This is a genomic window from Maritalea mediterranea, from assembly GCF_021568695.1.
GTDB classification, from domain to species: Bacteria; Pseudomonadota; Alphaproteobacteria; order Rhizobiales; family Devosiaceae; genus Maritalea; species Maritalea mediterranea.
The window spans coordinates 535,755-555,753 of sequence record NZ_JAKGTI010000001.1; the positions used below are offsets into that span (position 1 = coordinate 535,755).

The window sequence follows — 19,999 nt, forward strand, 5'->3', positions numbered from 1 at the left end:
CAGGATGGCCCGATATTGGATCATTGGCGGGTATGGTGAAGTAGGTGCCGCGGCAACGCGGCGCCTGCATGCCACAGCCCAACATGAAGATGAAATTCTGGTGGCCGGTCGTGGCGGCGAAAAAGCGGCTGAACTGGCACAAAAACTGGGCAAGCCGGTGCGGGCCTTTGAACTGGATGTAACGGGGCCCGTTCGCCCAAAAATTTTCGAACCGGGCGATATCATCATCAATACAGTTGAAGCCATATCCAAGGACTGGCTGATCTCAATGGCTGAGATGGGCGTCATTTTTATCGATGTGTCGGCCACCGACGGCTACCTTAATCGCGTGCGGACCATTTTCTCTGGCCATCCGGACAAAAGCCTGTGTCTGACCGATGTGGGTACATCGCCGGGTTTGACCAATCTGATGGCCGCCCACATGGCCGCTAAATTCCCCAAGCTCGTCTCGATCGAGACCTATATTGAGATGGGCATGGGCAAACATCATGGCCAAGCTGCAACCAAGTGGGTTTTTGAAGCACTCTCGACTACCTATCCCATCGAAAAGAATGGGGCACGGCACATGGTGCATCCGCGCGATCAGATCACAAAAGCAAGTTTTGATCTGCCCACTGAAAGGCAGGTCACAGCGGTCGGCGTGGGTTTTTCGGATCAGGTCACCATAGCACAGCGCCACAATCTGCAAACGGCGCAAACATTTGTCAGCGTTGCCCCAAATTGGATAAATCAGGTTATCGGCGCGCTGCTGCGGCTGCCGCTCAGTCGCCTCATCCATCGACATGCAGGCACATTAGCATCGCTTATGGGCAAGCTTCCGCCCCTTGGCCCGATCCGCACTTCCCTTAAGACGGTGGCATCCGATCAGGCAGGTCAAATAATGGGCAGCATAGAAATGTTGGGGCCCGATCAATCAGAACTGACCGGCGACATCGCTGCCATGGCCGCGCTCCGTTTGCGCCGGAGTGGGCAAAAGGGCGTGCGTTCCTTGCCGGATGTAATGAAACTGAGTCAAATCCGACAACAACTCTCCCACCTGAAGTGGCATGAAAGCCTATAACTAGGTCCGGCGATTTTTGCCAGGCGCGATATGATGATCGCGTTTAGGGGAAACTCGACTGCCCATGAGCGCGGCCGGCTTGATATAGTCGGTCTTAGACCTGCATGCAGGAACAATACGGCTTGTTTCGCATTCAATCTAAACAGGTTCATCCGTTTGTTTTATCCGGGCCTCATCAAGTGGTGTAGCTCGGCGAATGTTTTGCCAGAAGAGGAACCGTGTCACAAAAACCGATTGCCATTCGTTCATATGTGCCTGAAGCCCCGGCCGGTAAGGAGCGCATAAAGTGGTGGGGGCCCGGCATATTGTGGGCGATTTCTTCGGTTGGGTCCGGTTCAATCTTGTTCACGCCGCGTGTCGGGTCTGAATATGGCTATGAGTTTGTTTGGCTTTTGTGGCTGGTGTGCCTGTTGATGTGGGTGATGATCCGCGAGGCCGGTCGATTTTCCGTCGTGACCGGTCGCACCGTGCTGGACGGATTTCGAACCTTGCCCGGGCCAAAAAATTGGCCGTTATGGCTGATCTTTATTCCGCAGCTCTTTGCCGCTTCCGTCGGTGTGGCCGGTCTGTCTGGTCTTGCGGGAAGCGCCATCAAAACCATTCTGCCCGGTGGGCTATTGCTCTGGTCTAACGTCCTGCTTTGGGCGTCTGTCCTCCTTGTTGGGTTTGGGGGCTACAAATGGGTGTCCCGTGTGGCTCAGATTTTTGCGCTCTTCATGGTTGTGGTTACGTTTCTTGCCGCCCTCCAGTCCAAGCCTGATATGGCCATGTTTGTTGAGGGGGTAGTGCCCGGGCGTCCACAAAACCTCAATATTCCTTTCATTCTGCCGTGGGTTGGCACCATCTTGGCGGGGTCAATGGGCATTTTATGGTATTCCTATTGGGTCAGCACCAAAGGATATGGCGGCGCCGTGGGCGAACTCCACAAGGGCGAAGATGTCGACGAGGTCGAGGAGCAGGATCGGGCGCCACAAGATCGTCAAACGGCCGTCAACCGGCTGCAAAGTTGGATGGGCACCATGTCGAACACCGCTTTGGTCGGGGTGCTTATCGGCACACTCACCATCACCAGTTTTCTGGTTCTCGGTGTTGAATTGCTGAAACCTGCCGGCATCGTACCTTCCGGGGTGGATGTGGCGTTGCAACTCACCAAATTATTGTCCGAGATTTGGGGTAGCTTGGGCTATTGGATCATGATGATGGCCATCATTGTGATTTTGGGCGGCAGCGTGATTGCCAATCAGGATGGCTGGTCGCGCTCGTTCGCTGACATTACCTTGTTGATCCCGCTAAAGCCTTACGAGCAAGGTGGGGACGCACAGGCCAAATATAAGGAAACGCCCCGCTGGATGAAGCCAATGGTGTTTTGGCGGCCGCCATCCATGACCTGTCGTCAGGCCCTTAAAATATTCTATCTGGTGGGGGTCACCGGCATAACATCCACAATGCTGATTCTGATGATTGGCGATCCGGTAAAAATCATGTCTTTCTCCGGGATCATCGCCGCGGTGCACACGCCCTTTATTGTCTTCACCACTTTTGCGCTTAATCTGAAATTGCCGGAAGAGGTTCGCCCGAATGGGGTGTTCAACTTTTTGATGCTGGCTGCCGGCTTGTTCTATGGCGTGTTTATGGTGCTCTATGTGCTAAATTTTCTGAGCGGCAGCATGTAAATCAATGCGGAACTGACGCATGGCCGGTATAGACTCTCGGTAAGAGGCATAAACCCGATTGGTTAAGGCGATAACGATCAAATCTGATTTCGGGTCAAGCCATAATGATGTGCCCGTGAAGCCCGTGTGGCCGATGGCACCGGGGCCAAAATGATCACCACAGCTGGCACCCGCATATTTTAAATCATGATATTCAAAGCCGATGGTGCGGGGGGTGAGACCTGCACGATTACCATTTTCAAAGAACAGCGGATCATGTTGCGCCAGCAAGTGGCACGCCATTTTATGCACCTCTTCGGCAGTGGAGAACAGTCCCGCATTTCCCACTTTGCCCCCAAGGCAGCGCGCCGTGCTGTCATTCACCATGCCGCGAATATAGCCGCTGCGGCGAATGGTGGGCACCGTCGGCACAATTGGGGGCCGTCTTCCACTTACTTCCAAAGGGGTGAACATTGTTTGCCTGAGCCCCAGTGGCTCGGCGATCAAAAGTGCGAAGGCTTGATCAAGGGGCAGACCGGTCACGCGTTCAATGATTTTCCCCAGCAGTAAGTAGCCGAGACAGGAATAAACCATTTGTGTGCCTGGGGGATAGGCAAGCCCAATGTCAAACAATGCATGCCAGGCCGCATCAATATTTTCCGCGTTTTTGGCAAAAGGGTCGTCCGCAGCAAAACCTGCCTGATGTAACGCCAATTGCCGGACGGTGAAGTCATGATGCTGCGCGGCCCTTAAGTCGGGCAAATATTGGCGTACAGGTGCATCAAGCGCAATCTTTCCTTTGTGGGCTAAGGTCACCAATAATTGTGCGGTGGCCAACGGTTTGGTCAAAGAGGCGAGGTCGAACAACGCGCCTTTATGAAGTGGTGCTATGTCACTGCCCTCCATAAAGCCATAAGCTTTGTGCAGTCGCACCCTTTCGCCATGGGCCACCAGCACCTCCGCGCACGGGAAAGTGCCGCTGGCCATATGGGTATGCACCAATCGGTCAATGCGATCCATTGGATTACTTGATGGCGCCGGCCGTCATGCCGGCAATAAACCGGCGAGACTGCACAATGAACACCAGCATGATGGGCAATGCGGCAAGCGTTAGCCCGGCATAGAGCACACCATAATTGATCGAGTATTCGCCAAAGAATGCCGTGAGACCTTGCGCCAATGTTTTCCATTCCGGCGATTGGATGAAGATCAACGGGAAGAAGAAATCGTTCCAGATCGGCACGGCATTATAAATACCGGCAATCACCATGGCCGGGGTGATCAGGGGCACCATGATTTCCACCATAATGCGGAATTCACTGGCCCCGTCCATGCGGGCGCTGTCTTCCAATTCCGATGGCAAAGAGCGCAAAAATCCGGTCATGATGAAAACAGTGGCGGGCAGGGACATGGCGGTATAAATGCAAATCAAACCCAATAGATTGTCCACCAAACCAAGGGCTTTGAGCTGAATGAAAAGCGGAATAATCGCCAAACGCAAAGGCAGCATAAGGCCGCTCAAAAAGAACAGCGAAATCATAATATTGCCTTTGAACTTATAACGCGACAATGCATAGGCCGCCATGGTGCCCACCACCAACAACACCAAAACCGACAGACCGGTCACAATGGTGGAGTTGATGAAATAGCGTGGCACATTGGTTTGCGACCAGATGATCGCAAAATTATCAAAGCTGAAGCTTTTCGGCAGGCTGAAAGGCGAGGAGAAAATCTCCTGATTGGTCTTAAAGCTCGAAAGCGCCATCATAATGATGGGGTAAAGCATAATCACGGCATTTACGCCGAGAAAAATATGCATCAGCCAAGTGCCCAGATCTCCTGATTTCTTGTTCAATGTGCTCATGATTTAGCTCAGCTCCACTTCGCGGCTGGTGAGATAGCGCGTGGCAATGGTTGAAAAAGTGAAAATGAAGATAAAGATCAGCACCGCAAGGGCGGAACCCGTGCCGAAATCTGAATTGCCTGCGCTTACAGAACCGAAGGCCGTGCGGTAGAACAACAGGCCAAGCATATCAGTTGAGTAGGCTGGGGACCCTTCAAGACCGCCCATAATATAGGGGATTTCGAACCAGTTGAACGACCCGATAAACGTCAACACAACGATGATCGTAACCGCGGGGGCCATGAGCGGCCAGATAATATCACGGGCGATCATCCACTCGCTGGCGCCATCAAGGCGTGCGGCTTCAATCAAATCTTTGGGAATGCGGTGAATGGCAGCGAGGAACACCAGGGTGGGAAACCCAACCCAGTGCCAGGCATTGACCAAAATCATCGCGCCCAGCGCCGTTTCAGGCAAGCCAAGCCATGGCATGGCCCAGTCACCCAAGCCCACGCTACGCAGCAATGTGTTGACCAAACCAAAAATCGGGTTGAGGAACAATTTCCACTGAAAGCCGATAATCACGGTCGACAGGATGACCGGCAAAAAGAACGCGATTTGATAAAAGCGATAGCCTTTGGGTTCTCGCGCCAGAAACAGGGCCAAGATCAGTGCTAGCCCGTTTTGAACAAGCATCAGGGCGATAAACACCTTCACATTGTTAAAAAAGGCGTTGATCAGAAACTGATTGTTGCGCGGGTCGAGCAAGACCTTTTGGAAATTCCCTAGGCCAATAAACTCGCCGCGGACAAGCCCATCCCATTCATAAACCGAATAGAGAATGGCCGAGGCCATCGGCAAGAACACGAAGGTGAGGAGAATGGCGATTGCTGGAAACAGCAAAAATACAAGCCAAAGTTTGCGCAACTGTCTTCGTCGCGCCAGCGCATTTTCAAATGGGGTTTTGATCGTTGCGGTGCGTTGTGCCATCAGTTTACCCCTCAAACTCGATGCGTTGTTCATCCGGGCCGAACAAGTGGCAACTGTCGAGGTTAAAGCTCACCTCGATTTCCTCACCCGACTGAATGTCTAGGTCGCCGGCATAGTGGATGATCATGTTCTCATTGATGGGGGAACTCAGATAGGCATAGGTTTGCGCACCCAACCGTTCCACCGCGGTGGCTTTGCCCATCAGGGTGCCCGCCCCGGTATTGCCGGGTTGTAAATCCTCAGGTCGCACGCCGAGGTCAATGCTGTCTTGCACCGTCAAACGCCCCGCTTGGGCCTTGAACTTGAACTGCGTGCCATTATCGAGTTGCGCTTCATAAGTGCCTTCATCTGCGCTGATGATCTGGCCTTTGAAGAAATTCATTGCTGGTGAGCCAATAAATCCCGCAACAAATTTATTGACCGGTTTGTTGAACAGATCCAGCGGTGCGCCAACCTGCTCAATATGGCCGCTGCGCATCACCACAATTTTGTCGGCCATGGTCATCGCTTCCACTTGATCGTGGGTGACGTAGATCATGGTGGATTGCAATTGCTTGTGCAAATTGGTCAACTCAATGCGCATCTGCACCCGCAGTTTAGCGTCAAGGTTAGACAATGGTTCATCGAACAGGAAAACGCTGGGGTCTCGCACAATGGCCCGCCCGATCGCCACCCGTTGACGTTGCCCACCTGAAAGGGCCTTCGGTTTGCGATCCAGCAATTCGGTGAGCTGCAAAATCTCCGCCGCTGCGCGCACCTTTTCTTCAATTTCCTGTTTGCTTTTGCGCGCTACCTTAAGCGCGTAAGACATGTTTTGATAAACCGTCATGTGCGGATAAAGCGCATAGGACTGGAACACCATGGCCAGGCCACGGCGGGCGGGTGGCAAGTGGTCAATGCGCTCACCGTCGATATAGATTTCGCCTGCGCTCAGTTCTTCTAGCCCGGAAAGAAGGCGCAGCAAAGTTGATTTGCCGCAGCCGGAGGGGCCGACAAAAACCACAAACTCATTGTCTTCGATAGACAAGTTCGCGCCATGAATAACTTGTACACCGCCAAAGTCCTTGGTCACGTCGCGCAATTCGATTGTTGCCATTTTAGTCGCCCTGAAATTCTGAATTGGATTGGGGTGGCTGCCGCAATTGAGGGATCAGCCAACGGGGCCAAAGGGGGAGGTCCCCCTCTGGCAAACTTAGATTGAACTATTCGGCGCTTTTGATGCCAGCGCTGATATCAGCCGCAACTTCTGCCGCGGTCTTTTTGTCGGTAAACAATTCCTGCAGACCATTTTGCAGCAATGTCGATCCCGTCGGCTTGTTAAAGCGGAAGGCCACCAACATGATGTATGGTGTCGCTTCAGCGTGGAACTCAGACACCTTTGCCAACATTGGGTCAGAAATCTTAGCGCCGTCCACTGCAGGCACGTTCGCCAATTTGTCAGTCAACATTTGAGCAAAGGGCTGTGTTGCCGTGAACTGAATGAACTTAAGCGCAGCTTCTTTATTCTCAGAAGCCGCATTCACACCATAGCCACCATCAAGCCATGTGGCCACCATGCGCGGGCCACCTTCTTCAGCAGCAGGGCCTTGCATAATGTCAAAGTTCACACCGGCGGAAACAAATGTGGGAATGTCGAATGACCCGCCCACGAACATGGCGGCCTGACCCGCGCTGAACAATTGTTTCATCGTGGCATAGTCAACGCCTTCATAGCCCTGAGGCATATAGTCTTTGAGGGCTTCGAATTTTTCGAGGGCGTTTACAAAGCGCTCATCTTCAAAATCCGTTGCGCCGGATGTGACGTCACCAAAGAAGTCTTTGCCATAAAAGTTTGGCAAGAACGCCCCTGACATGATTTCCATGGTCCATGCATCAGCCAGACCGTTCGCCAATGGGATCACGCCTGCATCTTTAAACTTTTGCGAAGCAGCCAAAAATTCGTCCCAGGTTTCTGGCAGGGCAACATCGTGCTGTTCAAACAAATCTTTGTTGTAGAAAATCACAATGGTTTGTGACGCAAAGGGCACAGCATAAACATGCCCGTCAGACCGCAAAGTGGTGCCCAAAAGTTCGTCGTCGCTCAAAGCTGACAAATCAATTTTGCCATCTAGGGGTTCCAAATAACCTGGAGCCGCAATTGCTTCCAAAGAACCGTAGGAGCGGGTGTGCATGATGTCAGGACCTGCGCCGCCTGCCAGGGCAGTTGTCAGGATGGTGTTATAGCTTGTTGCTTCGTGGGCCGTGAAAGTCACCTTAATGTCAGGATTTTGCTCTTCAAAAGCAGCAATGATCTCATTATAGGCTTTCACATCTTCTTGACGCCAAGACCAGAAGTCCAGCTCGGTTTGGGCCAAGGCTGTACCAGCATAGGCAAAAGTTGCGGTGCTGAGCACGGCCATGCTGGCAAATTTACGAATTGCATTCATTTCGGGGTCCCTCCCTCATTTTGATGTTTGACAGATCGCGCCAATTTCGGGGTGAAGAGAAAGGCCAGTTCTGGCGGCTTGCGGTATATGTGGAATAATTATTCCACATTGTTGGGCTTGCCGACGTCTGGAGCTCCCAATTCCTCCTGATAGGAATATTAAATTCTTATTTTGTTATGTCAATAATAAAAAATCACTGACACGTTGGATGTGGAATTTTCATTTGATCCGATTGACCAATGCTTGGCTGTCTTGGATCTTGCTCGGCATGTCTTCAGCGCGTTGTGCTTGAAGAATGAACAAAAGGTCCGTGATCGCCAATTGCGCGGTGCGGGTGGCGATGGAAGACGAGCGCACCAAATTCTCGCTGGCGATGCAGCGCAATTCCAGCTCGTGCGGCTCCGGTGCGACGTTGGCGCTGGGGCCAACAAGATAGATGGTGGGAATGGCATGTTGCCGGGCAAATTCCGCCGCCGCCAGCACCTCTTTGGATTTACCGGAATATGAAATCAGCACCAGCAGGTCTTTTTCCGTGAAGCGGGCCAGATTGGCCAAATGCACATGTGCGTCCATGCCCTGCAACACCGCTTTGCCTAGCTTTGTAAGCTTTGACGCAAAATCCATGGCCACCAAGGCGGAGCCGCCAACCCCCAAAATGATGATTCGCTGTGCGGCAACAAGTCGATCCACAGCCTGGCTCAATTGTGCGCTGGAATTGCCTTTTAAGGTTTCTGAAAGGGCGGCCACCTTGCTGTTATACATTTTCTGGGCCACTTCGCTTAGCGGATCATCGCTGAAAATATCGCCATGAATTTGCTCCGCATCCTGCGCGCGTGCCACATCGGCACTCAACGCGATTTTCAAGGCAGGAAAGCCGGAAAGCCCGATTTTTTTGCAAAATTTGATGATGCTGGATTGGCTGACACCACACTCCTGGGCCAAATCCTGAGAGGTCATGGTGGTCACTTGAGACGGATCGTTCAAAATCCAATGTGCGATGCGCTGTTCATTCTGCGACAAATCCTCAACAATGGCGTTGAGGTGGGAAATCAGATTTTGCGCATTTTGCATGAAACCCGTGCTTTCATTTCTTTTGTGTTGACCCAAATGAGCAAAAGAGGCATTTAAGAATAAATAATTCTTGACCTATTTTATACAGGAATACATAATTCCATCATGACTGCTGACCATAACAAAAACACTAAAGATAATCTATTGCTTCTGTCGTCGACCCTGGAAGGGCTGACCTCGGAGGGCATTAATGCCCGCTCTGCGCGGCTGGATCAAATGTCGGCGCTGGAAATCGCACAAGTGATGAACAGCGAGGACCAATCGGTGGCCAGCGCGGTGGAAAAAGTGCTTCCGCAGGTGGCCGAAGCCATTGATCGGGCCCACGCTGCCTTGCGGGCAGGCGGGCGCATTATTTATGTCGGCGCCGGCACCAGCGGTCGACTTGGCGTCCTTGATGCGTCTGAAATTCCGCCAACATTTTCGGCGCCGCCGAGCCTTTTTCACGCGATTATTGCAGGGGGGCAACAAGCAATTTTTCAAGCGCAGGAAGGCATTGAAGATGATCGGGCGCAGGGCGCGCTAGATCTGGCTGAGGCGCAGGTGAGTGAACATGATCTGGTCATCGGTTTGGCCGTTTCAGGCCGCACACCCTATGTGCTTGCCGCTTTGGAAGAGGCGCACGAGCGCGGGGCAGACACTGTGGGGGTGTCGTGCAATCCCGGCAGTGCCTTAGAGGAACTGGCCACAATCGGCATCACCCCGGAGGTTGGCCCTGAAATTCTTGCGGGCTCGACCCGGCTGAAATCGGGCACTGCACAAAAAATGGTGCTGAACATGATCTCCACTGGCGCGATGGTGCGCTTGGGCAAGTGCTATCAAAACCGCATGGTGGATCTCAACATCACCAATGAAAAATTGCGGGCCCGTGCGCTCAATTTGGTGCGCGAACTCACAGATGCGGATAAGGAATCGGCCTTGCATGCCTTGGTGGAGGCGAATTGGGACGTTAAGGTAGCCATTGTAATTTGCAAAACCGGCATAGACGCTGCGGCGGCCCGCGTTCGGATTGAGGATGCTGGCGGCCATTTGCGCCAAGCTTTGGACGAGGCCAACTAGACCTTTATGACGCGCTCAAATTCATGCGTGCTGTTGATCGATGGCGGGGGCAGCGGTGCCCGCGCCCGCTTGTGCTCGCTTTCGGGTGATGTGCTGGCCACTGGGACAGCAGGCCCTGCCAATATCAGCACAGATTTTGAAGCGGCAGCGACCAATCTTTTGGGGTTGGCCCATACAGTTTACACGAAAGCCGGTCGCGACATCGCGTCCTTCGCCCAAGATTATGCCTTTGTCGCCTTGGCTGGTGCAGGGGCAAGCGCCCAGCGGCAAGAACTGATTGATCGTTTCGGCTTCAACAAGATGGTGTTGGCCACCGACATTGATGTCACTTTGGCGGCTGCATTGGGCACAGTGCAGGATGGTTTGGTGGCCATGTTGGGCACCGGGTCTTTCTTTGTTTGGCGTGAGCAGGGCAAGGTCCGTCGCGTTGGCGGCTGGGGCTTTATTCTGGGTGATGAAGCGGGCGGGGCATGGCTGGGGCGTGAATTGCTGCGCGATACAATCAAAGCCTATGATGGCGTCGCGCCTTCAAGCGCGCTGACCCAAAAAACATTGGATCATTTTGGCGGCACGCCGAAGAAAATGGTGCCGTTTGCGCGTGACAGCAAGGCCGCGGATTTTGCGCAGTTTGCCCCCTGGGTCACCAACGCGATATCAACTGATGACCCGGTCGCCCAAAGGATCGTAAAACGGGCCGTGGACCATTTATGCGCCACCCTAGGTCCGGCAGATCAAGTGCCCGCACAACACCTTTGTTTTCTGGGTGGCCTTGGCCGTTTCTATCAAAGCCAGATGCCAGCTGACTACCAGGCCATCTGCCAGCCAGCAAAAGGTGAAGCCTTGGATGGTGCTTTTTGGCTGGCGCAACAGGCATTCGATTTATAGCTGATCTCACTGCGGTTTGACGGCGCGCGCAACGCTGCGCCGTTGAGAATTTCTCCATCATGTCTGCAGACTTGCCGAACATGCCCCGCCAGCATGCCGTCACCAGATGGTACAAATCGCTCTTGCCAGCCTCTCAATATTTAAATACAATAGCATATATTGCAATATAATATTTTCTATTAAGTGCTGATATAAAGCGCGTATATAATTGGAGGGATAAATGATTTTTTCAAAACTGTTGAAGACAGTGTCGCTGGGGGCATTGTTGGCCGCTGGCCTGACGATGGCGGGCCATGCGGCTGGCACTCTTCCTGAAACGGGGGAACAACTTGCTGAGGAACAAGTGTTCACTTACCGTCTGCTGGATGGCATTCCAACGCTCGATCCACAAATGATGGAAGAGGTAATGGGCTTCGCCATCGCCCGTGACCTATTTGAAGGGCTGCTCAATCAGGATGAGAACGGCAATCTGGTGCCTGGTGTTGCGAAAAGCTGGGAGGTGAACGACACGAACGACGTGTACACATTCCATCTGCGCGAAGATGCCAAATGGTCCAATGGGGACCCGGTCACCGCACATGATTTTGTCTATGCGTGGCAACGTTCAATCGATCCCGAATTGGCCTCACCCTATGCTTGGTATGTGGAATTGATGTCGCTGGAAAACGCCAGCGAAATTTTGGCCGGTGAAAAGGACAAGTCGGAACTGGGCGTTCGTGCAGTAGACGATTATACGTTCGAAGTGCGCCTCACCACGCCGCTACCCTACTTCGCGTCAATGACCGTGCTGGCCACCGTCTTCCCCGTGCACAGGGCAACAGTTGAAGCCCATGGCGCCGACTGGACGAGGCCGGGAAATATGGTCTCGAACGGGGCCTACAAGCTGACCGAATGGGTGTTGAACGAACGCACTGTGCGTGAGCGCAATCCCTATTACTGGAACAATGACAAAACCATCATCGACAAGGTGGTCACCTATGTGATCAGCGAAGAAAATGTGGCATTCACCCGCTACAATGCCGGCGAGTTGGATATGACAGCGGTGCCGTCCGGTCAGTTTACCCGGTTGAAAGAAGAGCGGCCGGATGAAACCTTGTCCCTGCCTTATCTTGGCTCCTATTATTACAGCTTCAATCTGGCAGACAGCGGCCCCGAAGCGTTCAAGGAGGTGAAGGTGCGCAAGGCCTTGTCTTATGCCGTGGACCGCAGCGTGATTGTGGACAATATTTTGCAAGGCGGCCAGCGCGAAGCCTACAACGTGGTGCCTTTGGCCACGGCGGACTTCACCGATCCGGACACAGATTATGGCAACTGGACCCAGGAAGAACGGGATCAAAAAGCACGTGAACTGATGGCCGAAGCCGGGTACGGGCCTGACAATCCACTTGCGTTCAAACTGCTCTACAACACCTCCGAAACCCACAAGAAAATCGCCACTGCGATTTCACAAATGTGGAAGCAAAAACTGGGTGTGGATGCAGAGCTGAACAATATGGAATGGCGGACCATGCTGACCGAGGCGCGCAACGATAAGTTCGATATGGTACGTTATGCGTGGATCGGCGATTATAACGAAGCCTCCACATTCCTTGACCTTTACACATCCGACAGCCCGCAAAACTGGGCGAACTATGACAATCCGGAAGTGGATCAAATGATGGCTGAGGCGAAAACCTCGTCAGATCCGGGCCCGATTTACACGGAAGTGGAAAAAATTCTAGCGCGGGATATGCCTGTCATCCCAATCTATCACTACACGTCAGTTTTGATGCTCAATCCGCAGGTTAAAGGTTGGCCAATGAATAATATCCAGCAGAACTGGTACAGTCGCAACCTTTACAAAGTGGCCGAGTAGCCACGCTATCTCCCAAGGGGGCGACCCTTAAACGAACCCCCAAAGGGGCCGGTCTTCGGACTGGCCCTTTTTTTGCTCAGCCAAAATTGGGGTTGTTCGACACGGCTTCTGAAATCTGTCGCGCTGTGTGCAACAGCAAATCGCCATAGGTTTTGTCGACCTTGGCCATGGTCCAGTCATTGCCGTAGACACAGATGTTCATGGACGCGATCACCCGGCCGAACCGATCATATATCGGCGCACCAATGGTGCGTTCGCCCACAATGCATTCCTGGTCTGCGCTGGCAAAGCCGCGTTGGCGCGCCTGTTCCAGCGAGGCATGAATATCGTCAAGCTCAGTCAGCGTATAAGGCGTGAAGGGTTGCAATGGCGATTCTGCCAAAATGGCATCACACTCTTCCTTCGGCAAAGCCGACAGATAGGCGCGCCCGCTTGCAGTGCAGAACATGGGGACCCGTCCGCCCACAGGCGGGTTGCCATAAGGGCTGTCCTCATAAGTCTGCCGCATCACATAAACCACATCGGTGCCACGTGGCTGCGCCAGATTGACGGCCTTGTTGGACTTTTCCCGCGCCCGCAACAAAAACGGGGCGGCGGCGGAAATAATTGGCTCGGAAATAGAATAGCTGAAGCCCAGTTCCAAAAGTTTCAGCGCCGGCTTAAGTTGGCGGCTGCGCGGATCACGCTTCAAATAGCCCAACTCCACCAGCGTGTGGCAGAACCGTTGCGCTGCACTTTTGCCCAAGCCCGTGGTGATGGCCACTTCCGACAGGCTCAGCGAACTATGCCCCCGAAAGGCCTCAAGCACCATAAAGGCTTTTTCCACCGATCCCACAAAAAGCGCGTCCCGCGCTTTGCCGGATTGGTTCGGTTGTTGTGATGCTGTAAGCCTGTGAGACAGACCGTCAGAGTTGGTCATATGTACTTCCTGATCTTCAATTATGTGACCTTACCACATATAAAAAATATGCCGCAAACCCTAAGAGGCAAGTCGATGGCGCGGGGCAAATTCATCGGGAATGGGCCGCGCCTCCACATCAGCGCAAATCTCGCCCAAGACGCTTTGTGCCATCAAATGTGCTATGCCAAAACTGATCTTAAACCCGCCCGTGGCCACATACAGCCAGTCGCTGTGCGGCAGCGCGCCCAAAAGCGGATCGCGCCCCTGGGCTTGTGGCCGCACCCCGGCCCAGCGCTCAATCACCGGGGCATCTTTGATCAGCGGGCTCAGCGCGCGTGCTTTCTCCACCACTTCATCCAGCAAATGGTCGGTTTTCCGCCCATCGGTAAACTCTTTTTCGCTGGTTGAGCCAATCGCTGTCGTGCCATCATCATGCACAATCAGATAGACACCGTCGGAATAGATAATCGGCAAATTGGGGTCGAGATTGGTGTCCAGCACCGCCGCTTGCCCCTTCACCCCGCGCCCGGAAATCTCCGGCGCATAAGGCCGTAGCATATCAAAACTGGCCAGACCGGCGCTCACCAGAATCTTGTCACCATGCAGCACGCTGCCATCACCAAGTGTCACTTGCCGTTCGCCCAAAAAGGCGGCGCGGGTGCCAAAGCGCAGATCAATGCGGCCATGCAGGGCGCCGGCCAGGGCCATGATCAATTTGCGCGGGGATAGACGTGCACTCAGATTATCTACCGCCACCCCATAAGGCATGGCCTCAACTGCAGGCCAATCTTTTGCCGGACCGGCGTCCATATGCTGCATCGCAAAGCCGCCATCGTCCACTTGCCAAAAATCCTGCGCTCCTGTGGCACGCGCGGCCACATCCTTGACATGATGGTCTTTGAGCAGCGGCGCCACACGTCCCACCCGGCGATAGCCAACGTCTTGCCCGGTGCGGCTTTCCAGCTCGTCCACAAGACCCGGCAGTTGAGTCAGGGCCTCAAACTGAAACTGCTTTTTCGCATTCCAGCGATCCGGGCTGTGGGGCATCAATGCGCCCAAAAGCCCGCCGCTGGCCCCGGCCGCAATGCCATGCTCTTCCACCAACACGGTGTTTAAGCCGCGTTGGGCGGCAAAATAGGCGCTCCAAAGCCCCACAATGCCACCGCCGATAATGATCAGGTCAAATCTTTCCATAGCCTCAGGCAATGACCAGAATTTTGCGCAAATGACAAGGCTTCATTGGGCCAAGCTGCGCATTTGTGGGCAGGGCAGAGGTCATTGGTGCCTTATAGGTCAATTTCCAACACGCCATCCGGGTCGGCCGCACGTGATTGGCAAAGGATAATACTGTCCTCCTTTTGTTTTTTCGACAGCACAAAATCCCGATGCTCCACCTCGCCCGAAACAATGCCGCATTTGCACACGCCGCAAATCCCGTCCGCACATTTCACATCAATCTGAATGCCATTTTCCTGCAACACATCAGTGGCCGACTTGTCCGCCGGCACCTCAAATTCGCGGCCCGACTTGGCCAGTTTCAAGGTGAAGGGATGGTTTTCATAGTCTGGCAGCTCGGGCACATTGAAATATTCAAGATGCCGCTCTTCCTCTGCAAAACCTTGCCGCTCGGCGGCTTCCATCACCCCAGCCATAAAGCGGTCGGGTCCGCAGCAATAAACATGCTGCCCCGGCTGATAGTTGCGCAAAATCGCATCAAGGTCGGCGCGCGCGCCCTCATCACTAAAGTGATAATGCACCCGATCCGCCCATTCAAACTGCGCCAGATCGTCCATAAATCCTGCATTTTTACGTGACGAGCAGCAATAATGCAGCTCAAAATCAGCGCCGATCGCATGCAGCCGATGGGCCATGGCAATCATCGGCGTCACCCCTATGCCGCCGCCCATCAAAAAGCTTTTGCTGGCCCGCTCCTCTAAGGGGAAATGATTGATCGGCTTGGAAATAAAAATCTTCCGCCCTTCTGTGAAAATACGATGCAGCAATTGCGAGCCACCGCGACCTTCATCTTCGCGCAACACGCCAATTTGATATTTCGAAGTGTCTGCCGGATCACCAGACATGGAATATTGCCGCAAAAATTCCGGCGCGACCACAATGTCCAGATGCGCGCCCGTAGTCCAGTCGGGCAGGGGGCTGCCATCCAGCGTTTGAAACTCATATTTGGTGACGCTTTCGGTCATGGCTTCGGCCTTGGTGATCTGCACGCGGATAACAGGCGCGTCGCCCTCAATGCGATATTCGTGCGCCAGCCCTTCCGTCTCGCCCCGCGCCAGCTTTGCCTTATATTGCGCTGCCGTGATCATCGCCTGATAGGCCTCAATGCCTTTTTCCCGATCCATGGGAAACGGGAAGGGCCAAGGGTGCGGCGCCAGATTGGCCGGATAGACCGCCAAAGTCTGGTCCTCATATTTCAGGTCTAGATCCTTTTGTAGGTCGCGCTCGTTCACCTTGTGCGGCGTCGGGCGATAGCCGCCATCTTCGTGCAGCTCAAGGTCCCACCACCATTTCTTGATCAAATTGCGTTCGCCATTGCCCAATGCGTCATCCAGTTTGGCCAGGGCCGGTGCGGCCTTAGGGATATTCATTGCCGCCCAGCGGAACGGCGCTTCGGCAAATATGCCTTCCAAATTCCAGGGGCAGGTTTTCATGCAACGGCCACACATGGCGCCGCCCTCATTGGTGATGCGATAGGTGGTACATTTCTGGCTATCTGATTTCCAGATCTCATAGCCATTGAACATCAGCTTCGGCCCGGCGGTAATTGCCCCAGAGGGACATTCGCGGGCGCATTTGTTGCAGCTTTCACAAAATTGCTGCAGCCCAAAGGAGATGGGTTTGTCGTGGGTCATGGGCATGGTGGTGGTTACCACGCCGGATTTGAGCCGTGGCCCCAAAAACGGGTTGAGGATCACTTCGCCAATGCGGCTCACCTCGCCCAGGCCAGAGAGCAGCAGGAGCGGTGGCTGCAACACTTCGCCATCCATCACCGTGTGCGCTTTGGCGCCATAGCCGAGCGACCTTATTTGCTTGGCAACAATGCTGCCCAAGATCGAAAACCGCAAATAAGCCCGCATGGACTGCGACACAGCGATCCAATCATCCCCGGATGCGCCTTCCATCGTGTCATAGCCCTGGTCGATCACCATGGAAATGGCCTGATCATGCGGTGGATCAATTGGTTCGCCAAACGCATCATGCGAATACCAGGTCCAGTCCGGGCAGCGCGATAGGCCCACCGCATCCACGCCCAAAAAATAGGACATGGCTTTGATATTGTCCGCGTTCTTCTGCGCGTCGAGCGTGCTGGTGCTGGGGGCCGCTGCAGGCTCGCCATCTTGCAACAACACAAAGGCACCCAGCGCACGCCGCTGCGCCATCGAGGGCGCGGACTTGCGCACATATTTGCCGCCAACAGATGCCTCCTGGTTGCGCTTGCCCATATCGCCAAACAGCGAGCGGGCAAACATATCGGTGCGCTTGGGCACCCGCGGCACCCGGTCTTCGTCAATAAAAGTGGTCGGCTCATCCACCCGCTTCAGCGTTTCAAACGGATGCGCCCCATCCATAAAGCGACGCTGGGCATAGGGATCGGCATTTTTGGCGCTTTTGCCGGTGCCATAGCCCAGCTTCCACGCCCAGCCTTTCAATTGCGCCCTTGGCTGTGCAGCAAGCGGCGCCAACGGCTGATCATGAGCAAACTCAAAATCGGTCGTCACCGCCGCGATGGAAAAATGCGGCCCCAAAAACGGATTGTGCAAGCAGCCATTTTCAATCGTCGCCAGTCCGGCGTCCACCGCCAGCCAGTGCAAATCCACATCGCTGGTCGAATGGGAATGGGCGCGGGCATCATGACCCAGCAACCGCATATATTGCGCCAACACCACCGCCGCCTCATTTGCCCTGAGGGCAGAGCGGTGTGCCTGCGCCCCGTCCAGCCAGTCAGCCCCTGGCTCATCTGCCCAGATTTTACGGGGATGTTCCACAATGAACACCAGTGCGTTGGTGTGATGGGTCATCTCCCGCGGTGGCGCATTCATCGCATCGCGCAAATCCGCCATGATCATATCCACGCCCGAGGCCAGCGATTTGGTCTGGTCCGTGCGCAGCTTTTGCGCCAGCCGATCAATATCCGGATTGCGGAACGGCGTCTCCAGCATCATTTCCGGCGTGAACGCACAGGTGCCCGCCATCGCCACATCACTAAAATAGCCAAACGCCTTCAGATGGTTCTGCCGTTCAACCAGATCGTCAGGCACCTCGGCCTTGGCTTTGTTGACCAACCCGTCGCGAATGGCATCCAGCATCGCCTGGCCCTCGGCCATGGCATTGATGATATTTTCAGGTACCGCCTCATAGCGGAAACGCATTTGCTCAAACGTTGGCAGGCACTCAAGATTGGCCGCCTTATCCACGCGTTTCAGCCGCTCCAGCGGAAAAGTGCCCAGGTGAAATGGTCGGTTCTTATTGGAAAAGTACTTCAACTCAATCGTCCTTTACGCCGCGCAAGGGCGCGGCTGATGGGGCTTTACAACGGTCTAAATTGTCCACCCGGAAGTCCCCCGTATAGCCGGCCGCCATGCGGGTGCGTTATTAAAACAGTTCTTATCTGGCACGTTCGATCATCCCCCCCTTCAAACATCGCCTTAAAGTCGCATCAATTTCACATCTTCACCTTCGGTCATCTGGTCGACCGCCTTCATCACAATGGCATAGGTCTCATCATCCAACTTGCTGGCGAAATGCTCGTTCAACTCGCGCACCAAAACATGGCACGCTTTCATCTTCTCTTCCCCGAGCGGGGTCAGCACCACATCGCGATAGCGCTTGTCGTCGTCAATGCCATTGCGTTCGATCAGCCCGCGCTTTTCCATGTCGCGCAGCAACCGCGAAACCGCGGGGCGGGCAATGCAGATATAGTCCGCCAGGCCCGAGGGCGAGTTCACATCTTCCATGCCCACACCCCGCAACACACACCACATCAGGCGAGTCACACCATGCTCGGAAAGCTGCTTTTCCAGCCTTGCCTCCATAATCCGCGCCAACCGGGTCACCTTGAACCCGATGCGGTTATGCAATGTAAATTCTTCAGCCAATGATTGCCCTCCAAAACAAACCAGTTGACTCACCTTATATCATATTCTTTTATTTAGTTAACATGGATAACTATCTATGTTAAGTACTAAAGCGGAGACAATCAAAATTCAATTGAGGGGGAGAAAAATGAGAGTTGAGTTTGAACGTTTTAAAGGCCTTGTGGCCGGGGGGATTGCGGCGGCTGGCCTGATATTTGGCGCCGCCGTAGCACAAGCCGAAGAATTGAAGATGGCGCATTTTATGCCGTCGATGCACCCGATGGATCAAGGCGTGATGACACCATTGGCCAAACAGGTTGAAGCCGCCACGAATGGCGCGCTGACGATTCGCATTTATCCATCAGGCGAACTGGGCAAGGGGCCGGTGCAACAATATAAGCGCGTGGTCACTGGTGTGGCCGATATTGTGTTTGGCATTCCTGAATATACGCCGAAGCGTTTCAGCAAAACCGCCATGGTGCATATGCCGGGCCTGTTCCCGGATGGCACCGCCGCCACCCATGCGCTTTGGGACAATATGGATCTCGTTGAGGATGAATATAGCGAGGTCAAACTGCTCGGCCTTTGGGCCAACAACCCATCGGTGCTCGTGACGCGGGATAAGGCCGTACGTACCGTTGCTGACATGAAAGGCATGAAAATTCGCACCCCTAACCCGGTGATGACCGAATTGGTGAAAGCCTGGGGCGGCATTCCGGTCTCCATGCCCACAACCGACACTTATAACGCCATGAACACCGGCGTAATTGATGCGGTGATGATTGGGCCATCTGGCATCCGGTCCTATAAGCTCAATGAAACCGCCAAATATGTCACCACCAATATCCCGTCTGCGCTCGACAGCTTCTACCTCTTGATGAACAAATCGAGCTACGACAATCTGAGTGCGGAGCATCAGAAAGTGATTGACGAGGCCACAGGCCGCTATCTCAGCCTGCGTGGTGCAAAGGCCTTCTATGATGCCGGGCAAACTGGCCTTGAACTGGCGCGCGAAAGTGGCGTCGAATTGATCCAGATCGATGCGGATGCCGATGCAGAGTTCCGTGCAACAATGAAGGAGACGCTGGATCAGTTCATCGATAAGGTTGGTGAAGAAAAGGGTGTCGACGCGCATGCGATCGTTGACGCATTGGCTAGCAACTAAGC

Annotated in this window: 16 protein-coding genes; 6 read left to right on the forward strand and 10 right to left on the reverse strand. The window is 54.0% G+C overall.

Going from position 1 to position 19,999, the window contains the following annotated elements; genetic code table 11:
• The first annotated feature begins 4 nt into the window (after positions 1–4).
• Both L1I42_RS02595 and L1I42_RS02600 read left to right on the forward strand, forming a co-directional pair.
• Positions 5–1,060, forward strand: coding sequence for a saccharopine dehydrogenase NADP-binding domain-containing protein (locus tag L1I42_RS02595; RefSeq protein WP_236112941.1), 1,056 nt, complete (start codon positions 5–7; stop codon positions 1,058–1,060).
• A gap of 218 nt (positions 1,061–1,278) precedes the next feature.
• Complete coding sequence (locus L1I42_RS02600) at positions 1,279–2,733, forward strand: Nramp family divalent metal transporter (RefSeq protein ID WP_236112942.1); 1,455 nt, start codon at positions 1,279–1,281, stop codon at positions 2,731–2,733.
• Here L1I42_RS02600 and L1I42_RS02605 read toward each other — a convergent pair.
• From L1I42_RS02605 to L1I42_RS02630, 6 genes are all read right to left on the reverse strand, one after another.
• Complete coding sequence (locus L1I42_RS02605; protein ID WP_236112943.1) at positions 2,707–3,732, reverse strand: serine hydrolase domain-containing protein; 1,026 nt, start codon at positions 3,730–3,732, stop codon at positions 2,707–2,709. The genes L1I42_RS02600 and L1I42_RS02605 overlap by 27 nt on opposite strands.
• 4 nt (positions 3,733–3,736) lie before the next feature.
• Positions 3,737–4,576, reverse strand: coding sequence for a carbohydrate ABC transporter permease (locus L1I42_RS02610; RefSeq protein WP_236112944.1), 840 nt, complete (start codon positions 4,574–4,576; stop codon positions 3,737–3,739).
• Between the two features lie 3 nt (positions 4,577–4,579).
• Entirely contained in the window at positions 4,580–5,545 is a 966-nt protein-coding gene (locus L1I42_RS02615; RefSeq protein WP_236112945.1) for a carbohydrate ABC transporter permease, read from the reverse strand.
• Positions 5,546–5,549: 4 nt separating this feature from the next.
• Positions 5,550–6,641, reverse strand: a complete 1,092-nt coding sequence (locus tag L1I42_RS02620) for an ABC transporter ATP-binding protein (RefSeq protein WP_236112946.1) — start codon at positions 6,639–6,641, stop codon at positions 5,550–5,552.
• 106 nt (positions 6,642–6,747) lie between these two features.
• Complete coding sequence (locus tag L1I42_RS02625) at positions 6,748–7,971, reverse strand: extracellular solute-binding protein (RefSeq protein ID WP_236112947.1); 1,224 nt, start codon at positions 7,969–7,971, stop codon at positions 6,748–6,750.
• 219 nt (positions 7,972–8,190) lie between these two features.
• Positions 8,191–9,042, reverse strand: a complete 852-nt coding sequence (locus L1I42_RS02630) for a MurR/RpiR family transcriptional regulator (protein WP_236112948.1) — start codon at positions 9,040–9,042, stop codon at positions 8,191–8,193.
• A gap of 105 nt (positions 9,043–9,147) precedes the next feature.
• On the opposite strand from L1I42_RS02630, the gene murQ reads away from it, so the two are divergent.
• From murQ to L1I42_RS02645, 3 genes are all read left to right on the forward strand, one after another.
• Complete coding sequence (gene murQ, locus L1I42_RS02635; RefSeq protein ID WP_236112949.1) at positions 9,148–10,098, forward strand: N-acetylmuramic acid 6-phosphate etherase; 951 nt, start codon at positions 9,148–9,150, stop codon at positions 10,096–10,098.
• A 6-nt stretch (positions 10,099–10,104) separates the two neighbouring features.
• Positions 10,105–10,983 carry a glucosamine kinase nucleotide-binding domain-containing protein gene (locus L1I42_RS02640; protein WP_236112950.1) on the forward strand — a complete coding sequence of 293 codons (879 nt, stop codon included), beginning with the start codon at positions 10,105–10,107 and terminating at the stop codon, positions 10,981–10,983.
• Between the two features lie 220 nt (positions 10,984–11,203).
• On the forward strand, positions 11,204–12,838 hold the full coding sequence (locus L1I42_RS02645; protein WP_236112951.1) for a peptide ABC transporter substrate-binding protein: 1,635 nt from the start codon (positions 11,204–11,206) through the stop codon (positions 12,836–12,838).
• A gap of 76 nt (positions 12,839–12,914) precedes the next feature.
• Here L1I42_RS02645 and L1I42_RS02650 read toward each other — a convergent pair whose 3' ends face one another.
• The 4 genes from L1I42_RS02650 to L1I42_RS02665 form a co-directional block, all read right to left on the reverse strand.
• Positions 12,915–13,757 carry an IclR family transcriptional regulator gene (locus tag L1I42_RS02650; RefSeq protein ID WP_236112952.1) on the reverse strand — a complete coding sequence of 281 codons (843 nt, stop codon included), beginning with the start codon at positions 13,755–13,757 and terminating at the stop codon, positions 12,915–12,917.
• 60 nt (positions 13,758–13,817) lie between these two features.
• Complete coding sequence (locus L1I42_RS02655; RefSeq protein WP_236112953.1) at positions 13,818–14,933, reverse strand: NAD(P)/FAD-dependent oxidoreductase; 1,116 nt, start codon at positions 14,931–14,933, stop codon at positions 13,818–13,820.
• Between the two features lie 92 nt (positions 14,934–15,025).
• Entirely contained in the window at positions 15,026–18,241 is a 3,216-nt protein-coding gene (locus tag L1I42_RS02660; protein WP_236112954.1) for a 2Fe-2S iron-sulfur cluster-binding protein, read from the reverse strand.
• A 162-nt stretch (positions 18,242–18,403) separates the two neighbouring features.
• Positions 18,404–18,853, reverse strand: coding sequence for a MarR family winged helix-turn-helix transcriptional regulator (locus tag L1I42_RS02665; RefSeq protein ID WP_236112955.1), 450 nt, complete (start codon positions 18,851–18,853; stop codon positions 18,404–18,406).
• Positions 18,854–18,980: 127 nt separating this feature from the next.
• Between L1I42_RS02665 and L1I42_RS02670 the strand changes: the two genes are divergently transcribed.
• Entirely contained in the window at positions 18,981–19,997 is a 1,017-nt protein-coding gene (locus L1I42_RS02670; protein WP_236112956.1) for a TRAP transporter substrate-binding protein, read from the forward strand.
• The last annotated feature ends 2 nt before the right edge of the window (positions 19,998–19,999 follow it).